The 21,038-nt window shown below is 36.2% G+C and carries 19 protein-coding genes, 1 pseudogene, 3 riboswitches and 1 other annotated feature; of the genes and pseudogenes, 5 read left to right on the plus strand and 15 right to left on the minus strand.

What is annotated here, in order from left to right; translation table 11 throughout:
* A partial coding sequence (locus ABH960_RS16690) for an LPXTG cell wall anchor domain-containing protein (protein ID WP_404446785.1) occupies window positions 1-732 on the plus strand: 732 nt, incomplete at its 5' end.
* 269 nt (window positions 733-1,001) lie between these two features.
* On the opposite strand, the gene proS is transcribed toward ABH960_RS16690, so the two are convergent.
* Both proS and ABH960_RS16700 read right to left on the minus strand, forming a co-directional pair.
* A complete protein-coding gene (gene proS / locus ABH960_RS16695; protein WP_404446788.1) occupies window positions 1,002-2,432 on the minus strand; it encodes a proline--tRNA ligase in 1,431 nt (476 codons plus the stop codon).
* A gap of 45 nt (window positions 2,433-2,477) precedes the next feature.
* Window positions 2,478-2,685 (minus strand) — a binding site (T-box leader).
* A 93-nt stretch (window positions 2,686-2,778) separates the two neighbouring features.
* Window positions 2,779-3,072 carry a YesK-like family protein gene (locus tag ABH960_RS16700; protein WP_113937983.1) on the minus strand — a complete coding sequence of 98 codons (294 nt, stop codon included), beginning with the start codon at window positions 3,070-3,072 and terminating at the stop codon, window positions 2,779-2,781.
* Window positions 3,073-3,226: 154 nt separating this feature from the next.
* On the opposite strand from ABH960_RS16700, the gene ABH960_RS16705 reads away from it, so the two are divergent.
* Both ABH960_RS16705 and ABH960_RS16710 read left to right on the plus strand, forming a co-directional pair.
* Window positions 3,227-4,540, plus strand: a complete 1,314-nt coding sequence (locus ABH960_RS16705) for an alkaline phosphatase family protein (RefSeq protein ID WP_404446791.1) — start codon at window positions 3,227-3,229, stop codon at window positions 4,538-4,540.
* A gap of 108 nt (window positions 4,541-4,648) precedes the next feature.
* The gene (locus tag ABH960_RS16710; protein WP_002139495.1) at window positions 4,649-5,932 is read left to right on the plus strand and encodes an MFS transporter; all 1,284 of its coding nucleotides are present in this window, start codon (window positions 4,649-4,651) and stop codon (window positions 5,930-5,932) included.
* A 75-nt stretch (window positions 5,933-6,007) separates the two neighbouring features.
* On the opposite strand, the gene ABH960_RS16715 is transcribed toward ABH960_RS16710, so the two are convergent.
* From ABH960_RS16715 to ABH960_RS16735, 5 genes and pseudogenes are all read right to left on the minus strand, one after another.
* Window positions 6,008-6,259 carry a helix-turn-helix transcriptional regulator gene (locus tag ABH960_RS16715; RefSeq protein WP_088031697.1) on the minus strand — a complete coding sequence of 84 codons (252 nt, stop codon included), beginning with the start codon at window positions 6,257-6,259 and terminating at the stop codon, window positions 6,008-6,010.
* A gap of 162 nt (window positions 6,260-6,421) precedes the next feature.
* Window positions 6,422-6,505: pseudogene (locus ABH960_RS16720) on the minus strand (histidine kinase); the annotation flags it as partial.
* Between the two features lie 129 nt (window positions 6,506-6,634).
* The gene (locus tag ABH960_RS16725; protein WP_404446794.1) at window positions 6,635-6,886 is read right to left on the minus strand and encodes a hypothetical protein; all 252 of its coding nucleotides are present in this window, start codon (window positions 6,884-6,886) and stop codon (window positions 6,635-6,637) included.
* 13 nt (window positions 6,887-6,899) lie between these two features.
* Entirely contained in the window at window positions 6,900-7,214 is a 315-nt protein-coding gene (locus ABH960_RS16730; protein ID WP_016093415.1) for a thioredoxin family protein, read from the minus strand.
* Window positions 7,215-7,379: 165 nt separating this feature from the next.
* The gene (locus ABH960_RS16735) at window positions 7,380-7,742 is read right to left on the minus strand and encodes a DnaJ family domain-containing protein (RefSeq protein ID WP_404446797.1); all 363 of its coding nucleotides are present in this window, start codon (window positions 7,740-7,742) and stop codon (window positions 7,380-7,382) included.
* A 372-nt stretch (window positions 7,743-8,114) separates the two neighbouring features.
* Here ABH960_RS16735 and ABH960_RS16740 point away from each other — a divergent pair, with 372 nt between their 5' ends.
* Complete coding sequence (locus ABH960_RS16740) at window positions 8,115-10,139, plus strand: glycosyl hydrolase family 18 protein (RefSeq protein ID WP_404446800.1); 2,025 nt, start codon at window positions 8,115-8,117, stop codon at window positions 10,137-10,139.
* Between the two features lie 474 nt (window positions 10,140-10,613).
* On the opposite strand, the gene ABH960_RS16745 is transcribed toward ABH960_RS16740, so the two are convergent.
* From ABH960_RS16745 to ABH960_RS16770, 6 genes are all read right to left on the minus strand, one after another.
* Window positions 10,614-12,146 (minus strand): ABC-F family ATP-binding cassette domain-containing protein, encoded by a 1,533-nt coding sequence (locus ABH960_RS16745; RefSeq protein WP_016093417.1) that lies wholly within the window; start codon window positions 12,144-12,146, stop codon window positions 10,614-10,616.
* 443 nt (window positions 12,147-12,589) lie between these two features.
* Window positions 12,590-13,339 (minus strand): ABC transporter ATP-binding protein, encoded by a 750-nt coding sequence (locus ABH960_RS16750; RefSeq protein WP_404446803.1) that lies wholly within the window; start codon window positions 13,337-13,339, stop codon window positions 12,590-12,592.
* Complete coding sequence (locus ABH960_RS16755) at window positions 13,336-14,334, minus strand: ABC transporter substrate-binding protein (RefSeq protein WP_002124979.1); 999 nt, start codon at window positions 14,332-14,334, stop codon at window positions 13,336-13,338. The genes ABH960_RS16750 and ABH960_RS16755 overlap by 4 nt, the downstream gene beginning before the upstream one ends.
* Window positions 14,331-15,104: an ABC transporter permease gene (locus ABH960_RS16760; RefSeq protein ID WP_002091231.1), complete on the minus strand. Its 774-nt coding sequence runs from the start codon at window positions 15,102-15,104 to the stop codon at window positions 14,331-14,333. Before ABH960_RS16760 ends, ABH960_RS16755 begins: the two co-directional genes overlap by 4 nt.
* Window positions 15,076-15,396, minus strand: coding sequence for an MTH1187 family thiamine-binding protein (locus ABH960_RS16765; RefSeq protein WP_000082898.1), 321 nt, complete (start codon window positions 15,394-15,396; stop codon window positions 15,076-15,078). The genes ABH960_RS16760 and ABH960_RS16765 overlap by 29 nt, the downstream gene beginning before the upstream one ends.
* 102 nt (window positions 15,397-15,498) lie before the next feature.
* Window positions 15,499-15,600, minus strand: a riboswitch (TPP riboswitch).
* Between the two features lie 61 nt (window positions 15,601-15,661).
* Window positions 15,662-17,401 (minus strand): methyl-accepting chemotaxis protein, encoded by a 1,740-nt coding sequence (locus ABH960_RS16770; RefSeq protein ID WP_404446808.1) that lies wholly within the window; start codon window positions 17,399-17,401, stop codon window positions 15,662-15,664.
* A 132-nt stretch (window positions 17,402-17,533) separates the two neighbouring features.
* A riboswitch (cyclic di-GMP riboswitch) is annotated at window positions 17,534-17,618 on the minus strand.
* Window positions 17,619-17,900: 282 nt separating this feature from the next.
* Between ABH960_RS16770 and ABH960_RS16775 the strand changes: the two genes are divergently transcribed.
* On the plus strand, window positions 17,901-19,214 hold the full coding sequence (locus ABH960_RS16775; protein ID WP_016093420.1) for an anaerobic C4-dicarboxylate transporter family protein: 1,314 nt from the start codon (window positions 17,901-17,903) through the stop codon (window positions 19,212-19,214).
* A gap of 117 nt (window positions 19,215-19,331) precedes the next feature.
* Here the strand turns inward: ABH960_RS16775 and thiE are convergent, their stop codons facing one another.
* Both thiE and thiM read right to left on the minus strand, forming a co-directional pair.
* Window positions 19,332-19,991: a thiamine phosphate synthase gene (gene thiE, locus ABH960_RS16780; RefSeq protein WP_404446811.1), complete on the minus strand. Its 660-nt coding sequence runs from the start codon at window positions 19,989-19,991 to the stop codon at window positions 19,332-19,334.
* A 13-nt stretch (window positions 19,992-20,004) separates the two neighbouring features.
* Window positions 20,005-20,814, minus strand: a complete 810-nt coding sequence (gene thiM, locus ABH960_RS16785; RefSeq protein ID WP_002140242.1) for a hydroxyethylthiazole kinase — start codon at window positions 20,812-20,814, stop codon at window positions 20,005-20,007.
* Window positions 20,815-20,886: 72 nt separating this feature from the next.
* A riboswitch (TPP riboswitch) is annotated at window positions 20,887-20,996 on the minus strand.
* Window positions 20,997-21,038: the final 42 nt, after the last annotated feature.

The following is a 21,038-nucleotide window of genomic DNA, read 5'->3' on the forward strand; positions in this document are numbered from 1 at the left end:
GGTGGCAGTGGTTCTGGCGGCAGTGGTTCTGACGGCAATGGCTCTGGTGGCAGTGGTTCTGGCGGTAACGGCTCTGGTGGCAACGGCTCTGGCGGCAGTGGTTCTGGCGGTAATGGCTCCGGTGGCAACGGTTCTGGCGGCAACGGTTCTGGTGGCAGTGGTTCTGGCGGCAGTGGTTCTGACGGCAATGGCTCTGGTGGCAGTGGTTCTGGCGGTAACGGCTCTGGTGGCAACGGCTCTGGCGGTAGTGGTTCTGGCGGTAATGGCTCTGGTGACAGTGGTTCTGGCGGTAGTGGTTCTGGTGGCAATGGTTCTGGTGACAGTGGTTCTGGCGGTAGTGGTTCTGGTGGCAATGGTTCTGGTGGCAACGGCTCTGGTGGCAACGGCTCTGGTAGCAACGGCTCTGGTGGCAATGGTTCTGGTAGCAACGGCTCTGGTGGCAATGGTTCTGGTGGCAGTGGTTCTGGTGGCAATGGTTCTGGTGGCAGTGGCTCTCAGGGAGGTAACCGCGTTAAAGGCGACAGCAGTTCTCAAGGTGGTAATGGCTCTCAGGGCGGCAACCGTGTTAAAGGCGATAGCGGCTCTCAAAGCGGTAACGCAAAAGATAATGCAACAAAACAAGGCAATAAGTTGCCTAATACTGCAACACATTATCCTGCATCTATTTTAATGGGACTTTCAACATTCCTAATTGGTGTGTTACTATTTATTCGCCGTAAAAACGCAAAATAAAAAAATCATCCTTCCATCTAAAAATACATGAAACAGATTATAAAGTGAAACTTTAATCAGTGGGGATTTTGTTCATCCCCCACTGATTATTAGCCTTCACCAATCGGGCTTTTACGGGCAGCAGGGCTCCCACCTAACTTCTTTGCTCCAGCCGAATTTTGAAGTGGGAGTTTTACTACCTGGAAAATAACGGGATAAAACTAAAAAGGACTTTGATTGCATTTTATTATGCAATCAAAGGTCCTTTTTGTCATCTAGTAGCAAGAGTATTAATACGCTTTTCCCCAATACACCATCTGCTTCGCTTTTTTACTACAGCAAATACATTCGTCAGCTAAACTTTCTTGTTCGAACGGAATACAACGTGAAGATACTCCAATTTCTTCTTTTAGTTTTTCTTCACAAGCTAGTTCTCCGCACCACATCGCTTTAATAAACCCTTGTTTTTCATCAACTATTTTTTTCATCTCTCCGAAATTCGTCACACTATAAGTACTCTCATCTCTAAATACTTTTGCTTTACTAAATAAAGAATGATGAATCTCCTCAAGTAATGATGGGATGCGCTCTTCTAATTGATCCATTGCTATAAACTCTTTTTCTTTCGTATCTCGCCTTACAAGTACAACTTGATTCTTTTCAATATCCTTTGGACCAACTTCTAATCTAATTGGAACACCCTTCATTTCATACTCATTAAATTTCCAGCCAGGTGTTTTATTGCTAGCATCTATTTTTACACGTGCAACCTTCTGAATACGTCCTTGCAACTCTGTTGCTTTGTCTAACACACCTTCTTTGTGCTGAGCAATAGGAACGATAACAACTTGTACTGGAGCGACTTTCGGTGGCATTACAAGTCCGTTATTATCGCTATGAACCATAATAAGTCCACCTATCATTCTTGTTGATACACCCCAAGATGTTTGATGTACGTATTGCCATTTACCGTTACGATCTAAAAACTTAATATCAAATGCTTCAGAGAAATTCGTTCCAAAGTTATGAGATGTTCCTGTTTGAAGTGCTTTTCCATCATGCATTAAACTTTCAATCGTATAAGTTGCCTTCGCTCCTGCAAACTTTTCTTTTTCTGTTTTTTGCCCTTTAATAACCGGAATCGCTAAATACTCTTCACAAAAAGCAGCATATAGATTTAAAATATTTAATGTTTCAATTTGAGATTCTTCTGCCGTTTCATGAATCGTATGACCTTCTTGCCATAAAAATTCAGTTGTACGAAGGAATGGTCTCGTCGTCTTCTCCCAACGAACTACTGAACACCACTGGTTATATAACTTTGGTAAATCATTATATGATTGAACAATTTTTGAAAAATGCTCACAGAATAGAGTTTCAGATGTAGGGCGTATACAAAGTCTTTCCGCCAATTTCTCATCTCCGCCATGAGTAACCCACGCTACTTCAGGAGCAAATCCTTCAACATGATCTTTCTCTTTTTGTAATAAACTCTCTGGAATAAACATTGGCATGTACACATTTTCATGACCAGATTCTTTTAATTTTTCATCCATCACTTTCTGCATATTTTCCCATAATGCATAACCGTATGGACGTAAAATCATACAACCTTTCACACTTGAATAATCAACAAGCTCCGCTTTTTTTACAATATCGGTATACCACTGAGCAAAGTCTTCTTCCATTTTCGTAATGGCTTGTACTTGTTCTTTTACCATAGTTATTCTTCCTCCTTTAGAAAATAGAAAAAGCCCGCGTCCCCAAATAGGGACCGAGCTTTGTCGGCGTTACCACCCTGATTCATACACAAAAAAATTGAGTATGCTCTCTTTTTGATAACGGGAATTTCCCGCTGCATATGCAGAACTCAAAGGTAGGTTCCATATCGCCTCTTTAAGAATCTTCCAGCCAAAAGGATTCTCTCTCTGCAAAAAGGTAAGACATGTACTATTCCTTTTTCATCGTTATAACAAAATAAATTTGTTGAATATCATAATATAAATTTTATTTCAAAACAAGAGCCAATTTTCTTATTTTTATACATTATTTTCAATTATCACTGTTTTATACGTAACTTTTCCGAACTATTTTTACAAGTTGATGAGCAACCATACCAATTAGTGTACCAATTAAAACGAAGAAACAAATAAATCCGTATCCCATTCCTTCCCAACCACCAATAGCGATCATTGTTACAGGAAAGAGAGCTAAACAAAGAAGTACTAAACTAAGTGCAAATATAATATCAAACTGTTTGTCTGGAAAACGTTTCTTTAGTAAATATGACATAAAAAATACAAGGAGAACGGTGACTCCACCAATGATGTAAAAGATACCAAATCCATCTAGCCAATCCATAGTATTCCCTCCTTCCATTCATTCCCTTATACTTATTATATGTTTAATTTTTCTGAAAATAAATAACAAAATTTTATTCAAAAATATATTTTTATTACCAGGTATTAATAGTAATATATAAAAATAGGTTTTATATAATCAGGAGGGAAACTTTATGGATAAAGCATTAACAAATCGCGTCATTATTTTATCTTTCGACTGCTTATCAGCTTTAGATTTTCCTATATTACAAAAACTACCTAATTTCCAAACTTTAATAAACAGGGGCGCGATTGCGAAAAAAGTGGAGCCAATTTATCCTTCTGTAACATATCCAAGCCACTCAACAATCGTAACCGGTAATTATCCTAATAAGCATGGCGTTGTCAGCAATACATTACTTCAACCAGGACGTGATTCACCAGATTGGCATTGGTATCGAAAGTCCATTAAAGGAACAACTTTATATGATGAAGCACGCAAAGCAAATTTAACGACAGCAGCCCTTCTATGGCCTGTTACTGGAAGAGCAAATATCAATTACAATTTACCAGAAATTTTTCCAAATAGAGCGTGGCAAAATCAAATTTTAGTTTCATTATTTAGCGGTAGCCCGCTATATCAATTAGATTTAAATCGTCGTTTCGGCCATATACGAAATGGATTGTCACAGCCTGAGCTTGATGATTTCGTCCTTGCTTCTGCCGTACATACAATCCAGACGAAAAAGCCTAATGTTATGTTTGTACATTTTACTGATTTAGATACGCAAAGACATTACCATGGCTTCGAGTCCGAGGAAACAGTAGCTGCAATCCATAGACACGACGAACGCCTTGGAAAAATTATTCATGCATTAAAAGAAAGCGGGATATACGAAGAAAGTACAATTATTGCACTTGGCGATCATAGCGCTTTAAGTGAAAACAAAGCAATCCAATTAAATGTCCTATTTCGTCAAAAAGGACTTATATCCGTAAATAAAAGTGGAAAAATACACGATTGGAAAGCTTATTGCCAAAGCTGTGATGGATCTGCCTACGTACATGTAAGAGATAAAAATGATACTGAAACGATTAAAGAGATTCAACTTCTTCTTGAAGGACTTCTTCAGGATAAACAAAATGGAATTGAATTTATTCTGCACGATGAAGATGCAAAAGAACGTGGTGCTGATGGTAATTGCTTATTTATGCTAGAAGCCATGGAAGGTTATTACTTCATTGAAAATCATACAGGTGATTTCATAAAAGAAATTACTAAAAAAGATGTTACTTCTAGTAAGAAATATACATTTGGAACACATGGATATTCCCCAACAAAACCTAACTATGAAACAATTTTTATGGCTGCTGGGAAAGGCATTCAAAGTGGCGTTACAATCCCGTATATGAGACTGATTGATGAAGGTCCCACTATTGCTAGGTTACTCGGTTTGCACTTAGGTGAAACAGACGGAGCAATTGTAGAGGATTTACTTCAATTGTAAAGAACTGTGTATATATGTAAAAGTTATGTAAAAATCATCACTGTTTCTCTTTTTACAATTTTTATTTTTGTACACTGTTAGTAGAACAAATTTAAGGGGGAACATTATATGAAAAAAATGTCCAGACAAGAAAAAAGCTGGATATTATATGATTGGGCGAACTCGGTATATTCGCTCGTCATTACAACCGCATTATTTCCAATTTACTTTAAAGCAGCTGCAAAAGAAGCTGGACTATCTGGTGCAACTTCAACAGCCTATTGGGGATATGCAAACTCGTTCGCTACACTTTTAATTTCTATACTCGCTCCTATTCTCGGCACAGTTGCTGATTATAAGGGATTTAAAAAACGATTTTTCACATTCTTCTTTGGACTCGGTATCGTATTTACAAGTATGCTAGCAATTGTTCCAACATCTCAGTGGTACTTATTACTAGGATGCTATATGCTCGCATTAGTTGGCTTTGCTGGAGCAAATATTTTTTATGATGCATTTCTAGTAGATGTTACCTCAGGAGATAGAATGGACCGAATTTCTACGCGAGGTTTTGCATTAGGTTACATTGGGAGCACAATTCCTTTTATCGGTTGTATTGCTCTTATTATTCTTGCTCAAAAAGGAACTATCCCCTTATCAGTCGGAATTGCTAGTCAAATTTCCTTTGCAATAACAGCTCTTTGGTGGGGACTATTTACGATACCAATGCTAAAAAATGTAGAGCAAACACACTATATTGAACGTCATCCAAGACCAATTGCAATGAGCTTCAAGCGCCTTGCTAATACGTTTAAAAATATTAAAGAATATAAAACTGTATTTATGTTCCTAATAGCTTACTTTTTCTACATTGATGGGGTAGATACAATTATCACTATGTCTACTGCTTACGGAACAGATCTCGGTATTAGTGCAACCAATCTATTAATCATCTTATTTGTAACACAAATTGTCGCTTGTCCATTTGCTTTATTATATGGAAAACTATCGGAAACATTTACCGGTAAAAAAATGCTATATGTCGGCATTATCATTTATATCATTATTTGCACATATGCTTATTTCTTAAAAACGACGTTTGATTTCTGGATTTTAGCAATGTTAGTTGCTACTTCTCAGGGCGGAATTCAAGCACTTAGCCGTTCTTATTTCGCAAAACTAGTACCGAAAGAATCTGCAAATGAATTCTTCGGATTTTATAATATCTTTGGTAAATTCGCGGCAATTATGGGTCCGGTATTAGTTGGTGTCACAACCCAATTAACAGGAAAAACAAACGCTGGTGTCCTTAGTATTATTGTCTTATTTATTATCGGTGGATTCTTATTAACTAGAGTACCCGAAAATAATACGTCCGTTACACCACCTAATCCGAAAACTAAAACAATATAAGAGAAAGATCCCCTTCACACAAGAAGGCGATCTTTCTCTTATATTTTTAACGATAACGCCCTACAATTAAAAACTCTAAAGCTTGTACAAAAATAGTTTATCGACAGTTGTTCCTAATACTTCTGCTAACCGGAATGCTAGTGCTAAGCTTGGATCATATTTATTATTCTCAATTGCATTTATCGTCTGTCTTGATACGTTACACTTATCCGCTAATGCACCTTGTGAAATACTATTTGCAGTGCGCAATTCATAGATTTGATTTTTCACACCGTTTCTCCTGACCTGTAAAATCGTTTTTACATCATCAGTATATAGTTGGTACATGTCATTGTCAAAAGATTGCCACAAGAAAAGGGAGCAATTCTGCTCCCTTACAATAGCTATTTCGAAACTAATCAATTCGTCATTTCCTCTCGATTCACAATATCTTCTTTCTTTATTTGCATACGTAAAACCGGGCCTATCGCAAGAGGCTATACTCCTTATTTAAGAAAACGTACTTTCAAACCACATTCGAATCATATGTATTATTCCAAATTTAAATCCTAATTTAGTAAGAAATACGGTTCCCTTTTCATTTCCCCTAGCATGTTAAAAATATTTAATCAAACGTTTGTTTAACTGTTTTTATGCATATGTAAGCCAACTAATCAAACGTTTGTTTAAAAATAAATACGCCCCCTATAAGGCGTATTCTCATCAATCACCGCCGCCTCCACCACCGCAGCTACCTCCACTATCTCCACCAAAAGAACCTCCGCAATCATGTGAACCTCCATCGTGCGAGCTATCATTATCCGATCCACCAAAGAAAAATAATGGTGATGAGCTGTTGGATGAATTATGAATGTTATTTTGTTTTGTAAGATTTACCTTCTTTTTGTTTGATCGAACTGCTGTTACGATCGTTCCAACTACAACAAATAATAGTATGACAATAATAAATTCCATATAAAAGCCTCCCTTAATCTTCGAATAATTGAATGGTTCTCTCTAAATTTCCAAGTGAAATAAAGCGCGATTCGCGAAGAATTTCCTTCCCTTTATAAAATAATAAAACTGTTGGCCCTGTAAATACTGCATATCGCCCCGCAATCTCTTGCATGTCTTGTAGTAATATTTCTACTTTCTCTACGTAATCATAATTCTCTAATACGCAATTTACTTTTCTTAACATAACATCACAAACACTACAATTTTCCGTTTTAATAAACAGCAGTACTAATTGTTGTCCTTCAATATATGTCGCTAATTCTTCTATCGTTTCAAATGTATTCATCTTATCCCTCTTAGCGTAATTTACGAAATACTTTACCCCGCATTAACGAGCAGTAAGACTCCCACCTCAAAATTCAGTTGGAGCGAAGAAGTTAGGTGGGAGTCGGGCTGCTCGTTAATGCCCGATTGGTGAAGGCTAATAATCAGTGGGGGATGCCCCCACTGATTAAAGTTTCACTTTATCCTGATACATACGAAAAGCTGAACTATCTTTAATCTTTCTCTTTTCCATTACCTGCTGAAAACGCAGCATTTTTGCTGTTAACTCTTCTTGTAATTCTTTTTTCTCTACTTCATCATAACAGCACGCAATTAAGTCTTCTATCTTTAATATATCTTTTTGTAGTTCCATTTCTGGTGGAATCATACCCGCATTTTTTAAGATTTTATAACTCATTCTAAGTTCTGGAGGTACCATTGAAAGGTCTTCTAATTGTAGTGGTTTTCCTTTCCCCGGAATATGATCGAGATCACCATTCCGTATTGCTTGTCGAATTTTTTCTTCAGCAATGTTCAAAAAGACATCCACACCATTCGCTCCTTTACATATTTTTACTATTATTTTACATGATATTTTCTCATCTTGCTACGCTATTACAAATTGACTTTATACAATTTTTTCTCAAATTTAATTACAAGGAGCCTTTTCCTCCCTAATCAATATTTTATTTTCATGTGTAGTCTGTATTAGAGCCATTTAATATTGAGAAAATCTTTACGAATCAAATAAAGCGTTTACACCAAATCTTGCATTTGCTACGATTTAATCACCCCCAGCTCCCTTGTATAGACTTCGTGATGTCTTATCATTTTTATCTAGACGTTTCATACGTCTAGATTCACTTTGGTTTATTGGCGCATGCCTTTAAATATATCTTTTATTTTGAAAGGAGAAATGACTATGAGATCAAAAAAATTCACGCTGCTATTACTATCCCTACTACTTTTCTTACCTCTTTTTCTCACAAACTTTATTACTCCAAATTTCGCATTAGCAGATTCACCAAAGCAAGGTCAAAAAATTGTTGGGTATTTTCCTTCATGGGGCGTTTACGGACGTAATTATCAAGTTGCAGACATTGATGCATCAAAGCTAACTCATTTAAACTATGCTTTCGCTGATATTTGCTGGAATGGAAAACATGGAAACCCTTCTACTCACCCCGATAATTCAAATAAACAAACGTGGAACTGTAAAGAATCTGGTGTACCACTGCAAAATAAAGAGGTCCCTAATGGCACTCTCGTACTCGGTGAACCATGGGCTGATGTCACAAAATCTTATCCGGGATCGGGTACAACTTGGGAAGATTGTGATAAATATGCCCGCTGTGGAAATTTCGGAGAACTGAAACGATTAAAAGCTAAGTATCCTCACTTAAAAACAATTATTTCAGTTGGTGGCTGGACTTGGTCTAACCGCTTTTCTGATATGGCCGCTGATGAAAAAACAAGAAAAGTATTCGCTGAATCTACAGTAGCTTTTCTTCGCGAATATGGATTTGACGGCGTTGATTTAGACTGGGAATACCCGGGTGTTGAAACGATTCCTGGTGGTAGTTATCGTCCTGAAGATAAACAAAACTTCACCCTACTCCTTCAAGATGTTCGAAATGCATTAACGAAAGCTGGTGCAGAAGATGGTAAACAATATTTACTAACAATCGCGTCAGGTGCAAGCCAACGTTATGCGGATCATACAGAGCTAAAGAAGATTTCTCAAATACTGGATTGGATTAATATTATGACATACGATTTCCACGGTGGATGGGAAGCTACTTCTAACCATAATGCTGCACTATACAAAGATCCAAATGACCCCGCAGCGGATACGAAATTTTACGTAGATGGTGCGATAGACATTTATACAAATGAAGGGGTTCCAGCGGATAAACTCGTATTAGGTGTACCTTTTTACGGACGTGGATGGAAAAGTTGCGGAAAAGAAAATAATGGGCAATACCAACCTTGTAAACCAGGTAGTGACGGAAAGCTCGCTTCTAAAGGTACTTGGGATGATTATTCTACCGGTGACACAGGTGTGTACGATTATGGTGATTTAGCAGCTAATTATGTGAATAAAAATGGTTTTGTTCGCGGATGGAACGATGTAGCGAAAGTACCTTATTTATATAATGCGACTACAGGCACGTTTATTAGCTATGATGACAACGAATCTATGAAATATAAAACAGACTATATAAAGACAAAAGGTTTAAGTGGCGCAATGTTTTGGGAACTAAGCGGGGATTGCCGTACAAGTCCAAAATATAGTTGTAGTGGACCAAAATTACTTGATACGTTAGTAAAAGAATTACTTGGTGGACCTATTACTCAAAAAGATACTGAATCACCAACAAACGTAAAAAATATTTCTGTTACAAATAAAAATTCAAACTCAGTTCAATTAAACTGGACTGCATCTACTGATAACGTAGGAGTTACGGAATATGAAATTACTGCCGGAGAAGAGAAATGGAGTACAACAACAAATAGCATTACAATTAAAAACTTGAAACCTAATACAGAATACACATTTTCAGTATTAGCAAAAGATACTGCTGGTAACAAATCACAACCTACTTCTATTCTTATAAAAACAGATGATGCTAACACAACACCTCCTGGTGGAAATGGCAATGCTACCTTTTCAGTCACTTCAAATTGGGGAAGTGGTTACAACTTCTCGATTGTAATTAAAAATAGCGGAACGACCCCTATTAAAAACTGGAAATTAGAATTTGATTATAACGGCAATTTAACACAAGTTTGGGATTCTAAAATTAGTAGTAAAATAAATAATCATTACGTAATTACGAATGCAGGATGGAATAGTGAAATTCCTCCTGGTGGATCAGTTACAATCGGAGGGGCAGGAACAGGCAATCCCGCCGAACTTGTAAATGCATCCATTAGCGAAAACTAAACGTAACCTCCATTAATTATTTCACTAAAGTTTGAATTTAGGTTTGAGTGCTCTATCCTAAATTCAAACTTTTAATTTTATGAAAAATCACAAATTTATATTATAATAACCTATTATAATTATATTTAGTTTCTAATATGAAGTTCATGTGAAGTTCATCTGAATTTTACATGAATTTCCTTTAAGTTCTATTGTCTTCCTATACTAATCACATTATCCTTTACATATAGGAATTATTTTCATTACATTTCTAACTATCTATATATATAAATAAAGATAGTCGCCTATTAGGGAAAGGCATCTAGTATTATTATAAATATAACCAAAGAAAAAGAACTCTTATGGTGCGCTTATAAGCGCACCATAAGAGTTCTTTTTCATACAATTCTCATTTGAGAGTTCTCGAAAATCATGTTAATCACAAAGAAAAGGCATTAGCTCATAAAAGCTAATGCCTTTTCTTTGTGATTATTTTTAAACGTTCCATTCTTCAATATTCCATACTTTTGTTATCCACGCTTCATAGAAAGAAGGCTCATGTGAGACAAGTAAAACTGTTCCTGTATATTGTTGTAACGCTTCCTGCAAAGACTTCTTTGTTTCTATATCCAAATGATTAGTCGGTTCATCTAAAATTAAAACATTGCTTTTCGTTACGATAAGTTCACATAAACGCACTTTCGTTTGTTCTCCGCCGCTTAATAAACGAATAGGTTTTAATACGTGCTCTTCTTTCAAGCCACACTTTGCTAATGCTTGGCGTACTTCTTTCCTTGTCATATCTGGTCGTTCTGCCCAAATTTTCTCTAATGGTGTTGTTTCTGAAGCAAACTCTTCCTGTGCAAAATAGGCAGGATTTACTCGCTCACCAACAGAAATTGAACCACTTATCGGCTTTATTTGTCCTAATAACGTTTTTAACATTGTCGTTTTTCCAATTCCATTATGACCAACAATCGCTATTTTTTCTCCTTTTTTCACCTGTAAATTCAACTCTGGACATAACGGATCACTATAACCTATCCTTAGTTTCTCAGCTTGCAATATACGACTCACTGGCTCCTCATAAACATTGAAATCAAAACGGGATCGAGTTACATGATTAACCTTTTCAACCCTTTGCATTTTCTCTAATACTTTTTCTCGACTTTTTGCCTGTTTCGCTTTACGAATTTTATTTTTTTGAATAAAACCCTCTAAATGTACAATTTCTTTTTGTTGTTTCGCATACGCCACTTGTAATTGTTTCCTTTGTAATTGATAACTTTGCAAAAAGGTTTCATAATCTCCTACATAGCGCTTAACCTTTCGTTCTTCTAGATGATAAATAACATTCGTAATATTGTTCAAAAATATTTCATCATGCGAAATGATAATATAAGCTTTTTCATACATTTGTAAATATGATTGCAACCATTCTATATGTGCTGTATCTAAATAGTTAGTTGGCTCATCTAGCAATAAAACATCAGCTTTTTCTAAAAGGAGCTTCCCAAGTAATAACTTTGTTCGCTGTCCCCCACTTAACTTTGAAACATCCTTTTTCAACCCTATTTCAAATAAACCTAAACCGATTGCTACTTCTTCAATTTCTGTATGAATTTGATAGAAATTAGAGCTTTCCAATATAGTTTGTAATTCTCCATACTTTACTAACAGTTTTTCTACTTCTCCTGCTCCAGCCATCTCTTCTGTAATTTTTAACATTTCGCATTCAATCGCATACAAATTAGAAAACGCACTTTGCAAGTATTCTTCAATTGTTATGCCTTCTTGTAAATCTATATGCTGTTGTAAAAAGCCAATCTTCACATGTGGAAACCATTCAATGTTTCCATCATCATGTATAAGTTCTCCTGTTAACAAGCGTAATAATGTGGATTTTCCAATTCCATTTTTCCCTACTAGCCCAACATGTTCGCCCTTTAATAATCGAAAGCACGCATTATATAAAATGGTTTTCTCACCATATGAATGACTTACATTTTCTACTGTTAATATACTCATTTTTTTCTCTCCTTTTCTTATGATCCATAAGCTAAATAGAGAGAACAACAGTATAAATCCTTATTTAGTTATACATATAAAAATGGGTAAGGTGAATACACCTTACCCATTACATATTATCGTAAGAAAGGATTAAGGTTCTTTACCTGCTGTCTTCAATTTAGCTTCATCTTTAAAAATGGGCAGACTTCTCCCGTATCAAGCTAAAACCATTTGAAGAACAGTTGATAAAGTCATTTTATCCTTTCACTCCTTTAACATTTGTTATATTAAGAGTATAAACCACTCTGTTATATTCTATTCTCTACTTTTTCTTTTGTTCCTTCTTCCAATTTATCCGATGTTAATGAATCTACTATTTCCCCTATAGATTTCATCTTTCTCCTTCAATAGAAAAAAGCCTCTTAACAGCAATTATACAAAAAACTGTTAAAAGACTTTTTCTATTTTTTCATGTAAGGAGCCAATACTCTTAAAATTTCTTCCTTATCCTTCTTTAACTCAAGAGATGTTAACATATCCATCGTTCGCGGCCTAGGTAATTCCACTTGTACCTCGCCAACTATTGATGCTGGTCTTTGAGATAAAATAAATACGCGATCAGAAAGTAAAATTGCCTCATCTAAGTCATGTGTAACCATAACAATTGTTTGCTTTTCTTGATGCCAAGAATTTAAAAGCCAACTGTGTACTTCCATTTTTGTAAATGCATCTAATTTTCCAAAAGGCTCATCCAGCAGCATAATTGGCTTTTCACATAAATACGTGCGAAGGAAACTAATTCTTTGACGCATTCCACCTGATAACTCATCTGGATAATGATCTGCATATTCATCTAGCTCAAATTGCTTTAATGCTTCCATTCCTTCTGTCAGCCTTTGTTTTTTAGGCTTCCCTTCGATTTCCAATGGAAGCACGATATTTTGCAAAGCCGATCGCCAAGGTAGTAATAAATCTTGTTGCGGCATATAACTAACAACATCTTGTTTTTTTACATACTCCTCGTTATAAAACACTTCTCCGTTCGTTGGCTCTTCAACACTTGCAATCATATTTAATAATGTACTTTTTCCACAACCACTCGGACCTACAAAAGAGACAAACTCTCCCTCTTGTATAGAAGCACTAATATTTGCTAATACATTCTTTCCATCGAAAGCTTTTACAATATCTTTTATTTGTAATCCACTCATTTTTCACTTGGAAGGAATTCATTTGTAAAGGCATCTTTTACATCGATTTTCTTTTTAATAACTTTGTTGTCATATAAGAAATTCATGTAATTTGTCCAAATCTCTTCCTTCTGTACTCCCCACGCTTTTGCATCATCTTGATACTTTGTACTTAACCACTTTTGGCTTTCTTGTACTAATTCTTTATTCACATCTGGAACAGCTTTAATTAAAATATCCGCAGCTTCTTTCGGTTCTTTAATTGCAAAATCATAACCTTCTGTCGTTGCCGTCATAAATTTTTTCACAAAATCTTTATCTTGCTTCGTATGTTTTTCACTTGTAATAATAACAGGACTATAGAAATCAAGCGCTGGATCTAAGTCTTTTACCATAATTGTATTTAACTCTTTTCCTTGACGCTTCGCTTCAATTCCATCCCATCCATAATAAATCCATTCAAAGTCTGCATCACGACCAATTGATTTAAAGAAATCTGTTTGTCCAAGAATAATTTTTTCAACTTTATTAAAATCAGCTTGATGTTTCTCCATAATCGTCTTTAACGTCGCTTCTTCTGCTGGTCCCCCCCAGCCGCCGTAACGTTTACCTTCAAAATCTTTTGGTGACGTCATATTATCTTTTTTTAGAGATGCAAAAGCAGAGGTATTATGCTGAATAATTGCACCAACAGAAACAACTGGGATTCCTTCAACACGAGCTAATGTTACATTTTCTTGTGCGCTTATCGCAAAGTCTGCTTTCCCAGAAGCAATCATCTGCTCTGCCGTTACATTATCACCAGGCTGGATAATTTCTACATCAAGCCCTTGCTTTTTGTAATAATCTTTCGTTTGCGCTACATATAAGCCAGTATGATTCGTATTTGGAAACCAATCTAAAACGACTTTTACTTTTTTATCTTTACTTGAACTTTCTTCTTTCTTCGCCGGATTACATCCGGCAACAGTTACTGCTAATAATGCAGCTAACATAATTTTTAAACCTTTTTTCATTTTCTGCCGCCCTTTCTGTATATCCATGGTGCTGTTATTCTTGCCATAAATTCAACAATAAAGTACAGACATAATGTCACCATGACGATAATCGCTGCAACACCAAATACTCGAGCCGTTAAAAAGGATTTTGTTGCTCTTGTAAGCATAACTCCTAATCCTTCACTGGCACCAAGCCATTCCCCAATAATCGCCCCCATCACACTATATGTAACAGCAATTTTTAAACCTGAGAAAAAGTATGGGAGTACTGCTGGAAACTTTACTTTCTGGTAAACTTGCCATTTCGTTGCCTTCATTGTTTGTAACAGTTTCAGCATATTTTTATCTACCGTTTGGAAACCTTCTAAAATGCTAAGCGCAATTGGGAAGAAACAAACAAGAATAACAACCATTACTTTTGGCAACATTCCGTATCCAAACCAAATAATAAATAATGGTGCGAGCACAACGATTGGAATTGTTTGCGAAATAACGAGCAACGGATTCATTAAAATCCGAAATAAAGGGATGACATCCATAATGATAGCAATACTCGTCCCAAGTAAAATTGCAAAAAACAACCCAATTATTACTTCCTGTAACGTTTGCACTGTATTCGGTAATAGTAAATCTTTCATTCCAATTAACTCTTGCACAATTGCAGAAGGCTTCGGTAAAATCCACGGCTCAATTTTAAATAATGAAACAGATCCTTCCCATATAGCAATGAGAAGGATAAGCCAAATTGTTGTGATTATTTTAGATCGCTTCTGGTTTTGCATATTCATCACGGTACTTCCAAACTTTTTCGTCAATCGTTACGCCCGTACTTGGACGATAGTGAATTTTAATAGAAGTGATTACTTCTTCTGCTCCAGCATCGACGCAAGCTTGTTGTGCGCGTTTAATGACGTCAAGAAGTACATCTAATTCTCCTTCCAACGTTGTTTCCATTGCCCCTACTTCATAACGAACTCCCGACTGTTGTACAACTTCAATTGCTTTATCAACAACGGAATACACATCTTTGTTCTTCGCTTGTGGTACTACTGAAAATGAAATTGTAACTTGTTGTGACATAATCAAATCCCCCTTACAAAATATGGTTCCAAAAAAAAGAAAAGGCTTTCCTACCATGTAGGAAAGCCTTGTATACAAGTTATTCTATAATAACTTATGCTACATCACTTTAAAGTAACTCCCTACGCTGGCATTATCCAGATCAGGTTGAGGGTCGATGTATACTTACATCCTCTCAGCCAATTGGCTCCCCGGTTCTTAATTCGTTTTCATTGTAGCATGATTTATTTTATTGAACAAACAAAAGCATGTATAATCATTTCATTTAACTTTTAAATTCCCCAATTAACTCTTGTAACTCCTGTGAAAGCCAACTTAAAGAACTAGCTAATTCAGCAATATCTTGTACAGACATTTCCTGTTCTTTCATACTCTCTTCAATATTACTACTACTATTCGCATACATATTTGCGATATGTGATAGTTCATTTACAACACGAACAATATTTTGGCCATTTTGCAAAATATCACTTGAATTGCTAGAAACAGCTCTAACTTGATTTGTAACAGATTGTGCTGATTTTGAAATTTTTTCAAAGAAAGCACCACTACTTTCAACAAGTTTAATTCCAGATTCTACTTCTTTTGAAGCTTTTTGCATTGAAACAACAGCTTCTTCCGTTTCAGCTTGTGTTTCCCCGATTAATTTTGCTATATCTTTTGCTGATGCTTCCGTCTGCTCTGCTAATTTACGCACTTCATCAGCAACAACGGCAAATCCCCTTCCGGTTTCCTCAGCACGTGAAGCTTCAATAGAAGCATTTAAAGCTAGCGAATTAGTTTGATTTGAAATACCTGTAATTACTGTTACAATATCACTAATTTCTTTTGATCTTGTTTCCAAAGAACAAATAATAGAAGATAAATCTTGTACTGCATTTTGTATTATGTTCATTTGATTAATCGTCTGTTCAATAACACCATTTCCTTTTACTGAATGATGATCCATACCTTCAGACTCTTTCGCCATTTGTTTTGCAGCATTCGTTATCTCTTCCATCTTATCTTCCATTTCATATACAATACCTAAATACTGTGGTACTGAAGTTTCTTGTGCCTGAGCGCCCGCTCTTAACTCAACCATAGAACTTACGATTTCTTGAACTGCCATGCTATTCTCTTTCGTACTCACTGACAATTCTTGTGAAGATGAGGAAACCTGTTCTGCTGTCTGCTTCACTTTATCTATAATTCCTTTAAACTTCTCGATGGTATTATTAAAATACGCATTAATAGTACCAATATCATCTGGTCTTTCCTCTAATTTAATACTTAAATTACCTTCACCGACTTTGCGCAATCCTTCACGTAAATCTCGCAATGGAGCAAGTGCGTTACGCACAATTAAGAATTGAATAACAGTTGCAATTAAAACAGAAATACAAATAAACATTAAACCTTGTATAATGAATTTTTCCTTTGTACTAGGAACGATAGAGGCATCTACATCGGCTGCAACAATTGCCACAATATTATCTTCTCCATCTTTAATTGGCTCTAATATCGTTACCCATGATCCTAATTCGTCTTCATATACTTCTGTCATATTTGCTTTTTTCGTACTCATTACTTTATCATATGCTTTCATCCAACGATCTGGTTGTTTATAATAGTCTCCCGGCTTTACTTCAACAACATTTGCTAAACCTGTAGACAAACCGACGATTTGTAACTCACCTTTTTCATTTTTTTTCGCTCCAACAACATACGTTTGTCCAACACTGTTCAATTCTTTCGTTGATTCATCTAATTTCTCTGTTAATTTCTCTCTTTTTTCTCTTTCTGCCGTTGGGTCTTTTGCAACATCTCTCAATATTTCTGCGTCTAATTTATGTAATACCGTATCTCCTGTTTCAAAAGAATGCCTTTCAAATATAGACATCATACTATTTTGAAACATATTAAAACTTAACGCTCCCATAGTACCAACAAGCGTTAAAATAACGAGTACAGTTAACAATACATTCTTTTGAAGAAACGATAGCTTATGCCAATATTTTTTCATTCACATTACCTTCCTTAATTCAGTTAATACAAAATAATAATTTCAAAACACACCTTTAATTGATAACGTTTCTCAAATATAAACCAAAAAAAAGACCAATGAAAAAGCATTGGCCAAGACCAACCCTATCCGTCCGGTAACTGGCTAGCTTAGCCCTTCGACCTTAGCTCCTGTAGTTTTGCGTCCTCATGTTTCCATAAGTTTGCCTTTCTCGCTGAACGAGTTGAACGATATGGGAGTTCTATGAGAATTACAATATTCTCTTCCAAATATTACAACATAAAAATTAAAATGTCCACCCATTTAAAGATGTAAATATAAAGTTTTAACGTATTATTTTTTCGAAATAATTTAACAAAATAAGTGAATGTTACATTTCTTGTGTTATATAATAAAAAACGTATATAACACAAGGATTATTCCGGATATTCATTTAATTTTCATTCAAATTAAACTATTCGAATATATCTTAACTTACGAATTTCGGAGGTAGTTTATCATGTTTTGGCTACAATTTCTTACGTTACTACTCTGCATTTTTATTGGTGCACGCCTAGGCGGAGTTGGTCTAGGAGTAATGGGTGGCGTTGGTATGGCAATACTTGTTTTCGTCTTCCACTTACAACCTACAGCTCCTCCTATTGATGTAATGCTTATGATTTTAGCAGTAATTACAGCTGCCGGTGCTTTGCAAGCTGCTGGAGGAATGGATTACCTTGTCTACCTTGCTGAGAAAGCATTACGAAAAAATCCAAAGCGTATTACATTTTTTGCTCCTATTGTTACTTATTTATTCACGCTATGCGCGGGAACTGGTCATGTCGCTTATTCTGTACTTCCCGTTATCGCCGAAGTATCTCGCGAATCAGGAATTAGACCTGAACGACCAATGTCAATTGCCGTTATCGCTTCCCAGCAGGCAATTACAGCTAGTCCAATATCGGCTGCAACAGTTGCGCTTTTAGCAATGTTAGCCGACTATAAAATCACCTTGTTAGATATTTTAAAAGTCAGTATCCCTTCTACTTTTATTGCTTGTATGGTAGCTGCATTCGTTGCTAGTAAAATGGGAAAAGAATTAAATGAAGACCCTGAATACTTGAAGCGATTAAAAGAGGGAATGATCCCTAAACTTGAAGAGAAAAAAGAATTTTCGGGTGTAAAAGGCGCTAAATTATCAGTTATCCTTTTCCTAGTAGGAACTTTCCTTGTCGTACTTCTTGGTTCATTTGAAGCCCTTCGTCCGGGATGGATGGTTGACGGAAAGTTAGCTCGTCTTTCCATGCCAAACACAATTGAAATGGTCATGTTAACCATTGCTGCTCTTATTATTATTTTCTGTAAACCAAATGTGGAAAGCATTGTAACTGGTAACGTCTTTAAAGCAGGCGCAACAGCAGTTGTTGCTATTTTTGGTATCGCTTGGATGGGAGATACTTTCTTCAACGGAAACTTAAATATAATTCAAGGATCAATTCAACACTTAGTGACAAGTGCACCATGGTTATTTGCTATTGCACTATTCATTCTATCTATTTTACTGTATAGCCAAGCAGCAACAGTTCGTGCTTTAGTGCCACTTGGACTATCACTTGGTATTCCGCCGGCATTACTTATTGCGATGTTCCCTGCAGTAAATGGATATTTCTTCATTCCAAACTACGGGACAATCGTTGCTGCAATTAACTTTGACCGTACTGGTACAACAGGAATTGGTAAATATGTTTTAAATCATAGCTTTATGATTCCGGGCCTGATCGCAACCTTTACTTCTATTGGAATTGGAATGCTCTTAATTTCAATTATGTTTTAAAGAAAAAGCACAAACCTTTATTTAAAAAGGTTTGTGCTTTTTTAATCAAACGTTTGTTTAAACTTTTTTGGCAGTCTATTCCTCCATATAGCATTTAAAATATTACATGGGCTTTTTCTACGAACTCTTATTTACTTCCTCAACTAATTTCTTCGTACTTTCATACGCAGATTCCGCTAAGCTAATCGCTGAAATAACTGAAACACCATCCGCACCCGCTTCCATAACAGAAGCTGTATTTTCAATTGTAATCCCACCAATCCCAACGATCGGTATTGTAATCTCTTGTTCCCTAAAATACTTTAGACCTTTCGTTCCTTGAACCGCTTTTGTATCTTTTTTCGTACTCGTCGGAAAAATTGGACCAACTCCTAAATAATCGGCTCCATTTTCAATCGCCCAGCGTGCTTCTTCAATTGTATGTGTAGATACTCCAATAATTTTATCTCCCATTTTTTTACGAACAGATGTAATTCCTTCATCATCTTGTCCAACATGCACGCCATCTGCATCTAACTCGAGGGCTAGTTCCACATCATCATTTACGATGAATGGTACATCGTACTCCTTGCAAAGCGCTTGCAGTTCTTTCGCAAAATCAATACGTTTCTCTCCCGTTAAAGCCCCTTCCCCCTTTTCACGAAGTTGAAAAATTGTTATACCACCTTCTAGTGCATCTCTCAATACTTGTAGTGGCTCCTTCGTACAATTGTTACTTCCCATAATAAAATATACTGGTAATAACCTAGACATTTCAGCCTTTGTAATACGCGGCATCTAGTTCCCCTCCTTACTGTATAACCTCAATCTTTCCATACTTCTCAATATCATCTGAAGTTGTATTCGCTAACTGATTTAAAAATTCAATTTGAAAGCTTCCTGGTCCATTCTCTACTGTTTTCGAAGCCGCTATTTCTGCTGCTACTCCATAGAATGTTAATGCGGCTACTGCTGCCTTTACATAATCCTTTTCTACCGCTACAAATGCTCCTATTACAGAAGTTAGTAAACAACCTGTTCCAGTAACTTTCGTTAAAATAGGATGTCCATTTCGAATAAGAATAGTTCGCTCTCCATCTGTAACAACATCTTCTTGCCCAGTAATTACCGCAACTGTATTTAATTCATCTGCTGCCTGTTTTGCAATATTTACAACATTACCGTTGCCAGTACCAGCGTCTACACCTTTAATTTCCCATTTCTCATTAATAACGTTAGCTATTTCAGCTGCATTTCCGCGGATAACAGCTAAATCGATTTCAGCTGGAATATATCTCGCAACTTCTGTTCGATAAGAAGTTGCTCCTGCCCCAACTGGATCAAACAATACTGGTACATCATTCTTATTTGCTGATTTACCAGCAAGTAACATCGCTTCTACCTCTTCAGGACGAAGTGTACCCATATTTAAAACAAGGGCTCCCGCAATGCTAGCCATTTCTGCTACTTCTTCTTTTGCATACGCCATTACAGGTGATGCTCCTAATGCTAACAAACCGTTTGCTGTAAAATTTGTTACAACAACATTTGTAATATTATGCACGAGTGGATTAGACTCTCTCACCAAATCCACTACTTTACTAATTTCTTTCATATTCATCCTTTTCATCTCCTAACTATAGTGATGGGAGATACACAAAAAGGCACTTTGCGCGTACGCAAAGTGCCTGAACATGTGCTTTTACACTCTCCCTACGCTGGCATTATCCAACAGGTTCAAATGGTCAATGACGGACTAGTCATACTCTCAGTTTGCATCCACAAACTCCCATGTGTTTATTATTCATCTACTTCAGAGTCTACTCTTATTCTAGTAAAATAACA

This window comes from Bacillus sp. RC252 (assembly GCF_044909215.1).
GTDB lineage: Bacteria > Bacillota > Bacilli > Bacillales > Bacillaceae_G > Bacillus_A > Bacillus_A mycoides.

Bases quoted from the DNA above. Each gene is read 5' to 3' on its own strand.
- proS (WP_404446788.1), bottom strand. From the start codon at position 2,432: ATGGTAAAAGAACAAGTACAAGCCATTACGAAAATGGAAGAAGACTTT.
- ABH960_RS16700 (WP_113937983.1), bottom strand. From the start codon at position 3,072: ATGGATTGGCTAGATGGATTTGGTATCTTTTACATCATTGGTGGAGTC.
- ABH960_RS16705 (WP_404446791.1), top strand. From the start codon at position 3,227: ATGGATAAAGCATTAACAAATCGCGTCATTATTTTATCTTTCGACTGC.
- ABH960_RS16710 (WP_002139495.1), top strand. From the start codon at position 4,649: ATGAAAAAAATGTCCAGACAAGAAAAAAGCTGGATATTATATGATTGG.
- ABH960_RS16715 (WP_088031697.1), bottom strand. From the start codon at position 6,259: ATGTACCAACTATATACTGATGATGTAAAAACGATTTTACAGGTCAGG.
- ABH960_RS16725 (WP_404446794.1), bottom strand. From the start codon at position 6,886: ATGGAATTTATTATTGTCATACTATTATTTGTTGTAGTTGGAACGATC.
- ABH960_RS16730 (WP_016093415.1), bottom strand. From the start codon at position 7,214: ATGAATACATTTGAAACGATAGAAGAATTAGCGACATATATTGAAGGA.
- ABH960_RS16740 (WP_404446800.1), top strand. From the start codon at position 8,115: ATGAGATCAAAAAAATTCACGCTGCTATTACTATCCCTACTACTTTTC.
- ABH960_RS16745 (WP_016093417.1), bottom strand. From the start codon at position 12,146: ATGAGTATATTAACAGTAGAAAATGTAAGTCATTCATATGGTGAGAAA.
- ABH960_RS16750 (WP_404446803.1), bottom strand. From the start codon at position 13,339: ATGAGTGGATTACAAATAAAAGATATTGTAAAAGCTTTCGATGGAAAG.
- ABH960_RS16755 (WP_002124979.1), bottom strand. From the start codon at position 14,334: ATGAAAAAAGGTTTAAAAATTATGTTAGCTGCATTATTAGCAGTAACT.
- ABH960_RS16760 (WP_002091231.1), bottom strand. From the start codon at position 15,104: ATGAATATGCAAAACCAGAAGCGATCTAAAATAATCACAACAATTTGG.
- ABH960_RS16765 (WP_000082898.1), bottom strand. From the start codon at position 15,396: ATGTCACAACAAGTTACAATTTCATTTTCAGTAGTACCACAAGCGAAG.
- ABH960_RS16770 (WP_404446808.1), bottom strand. From the start codon at position 17,401: ATGAAAAAATATTGGCATAAGCTATCGTTTCTTCAAAAGAATGTATTG.
- ABH960_RS16775 (WP_016093420.1), top strand. From the start codon at position 17,901: ATGTTTTGGCTACAATTTCTTACGTTACTACTCTGCATTTTTATTGGT.
- thiE (WP_404446811.1), bottom strand. From the start codon at position 19,991: ATGCCGCGTATTACAAAGGCTGAAATGTCTAGGTTATTACCAGTATAT.
- thiM (WP_002140242.1), bottom strand. From the start codon at position 20,814: ATGAATATGAAAGAAATTAGTAAAGTAGTGGATTTGGTGAGAGAGTCT.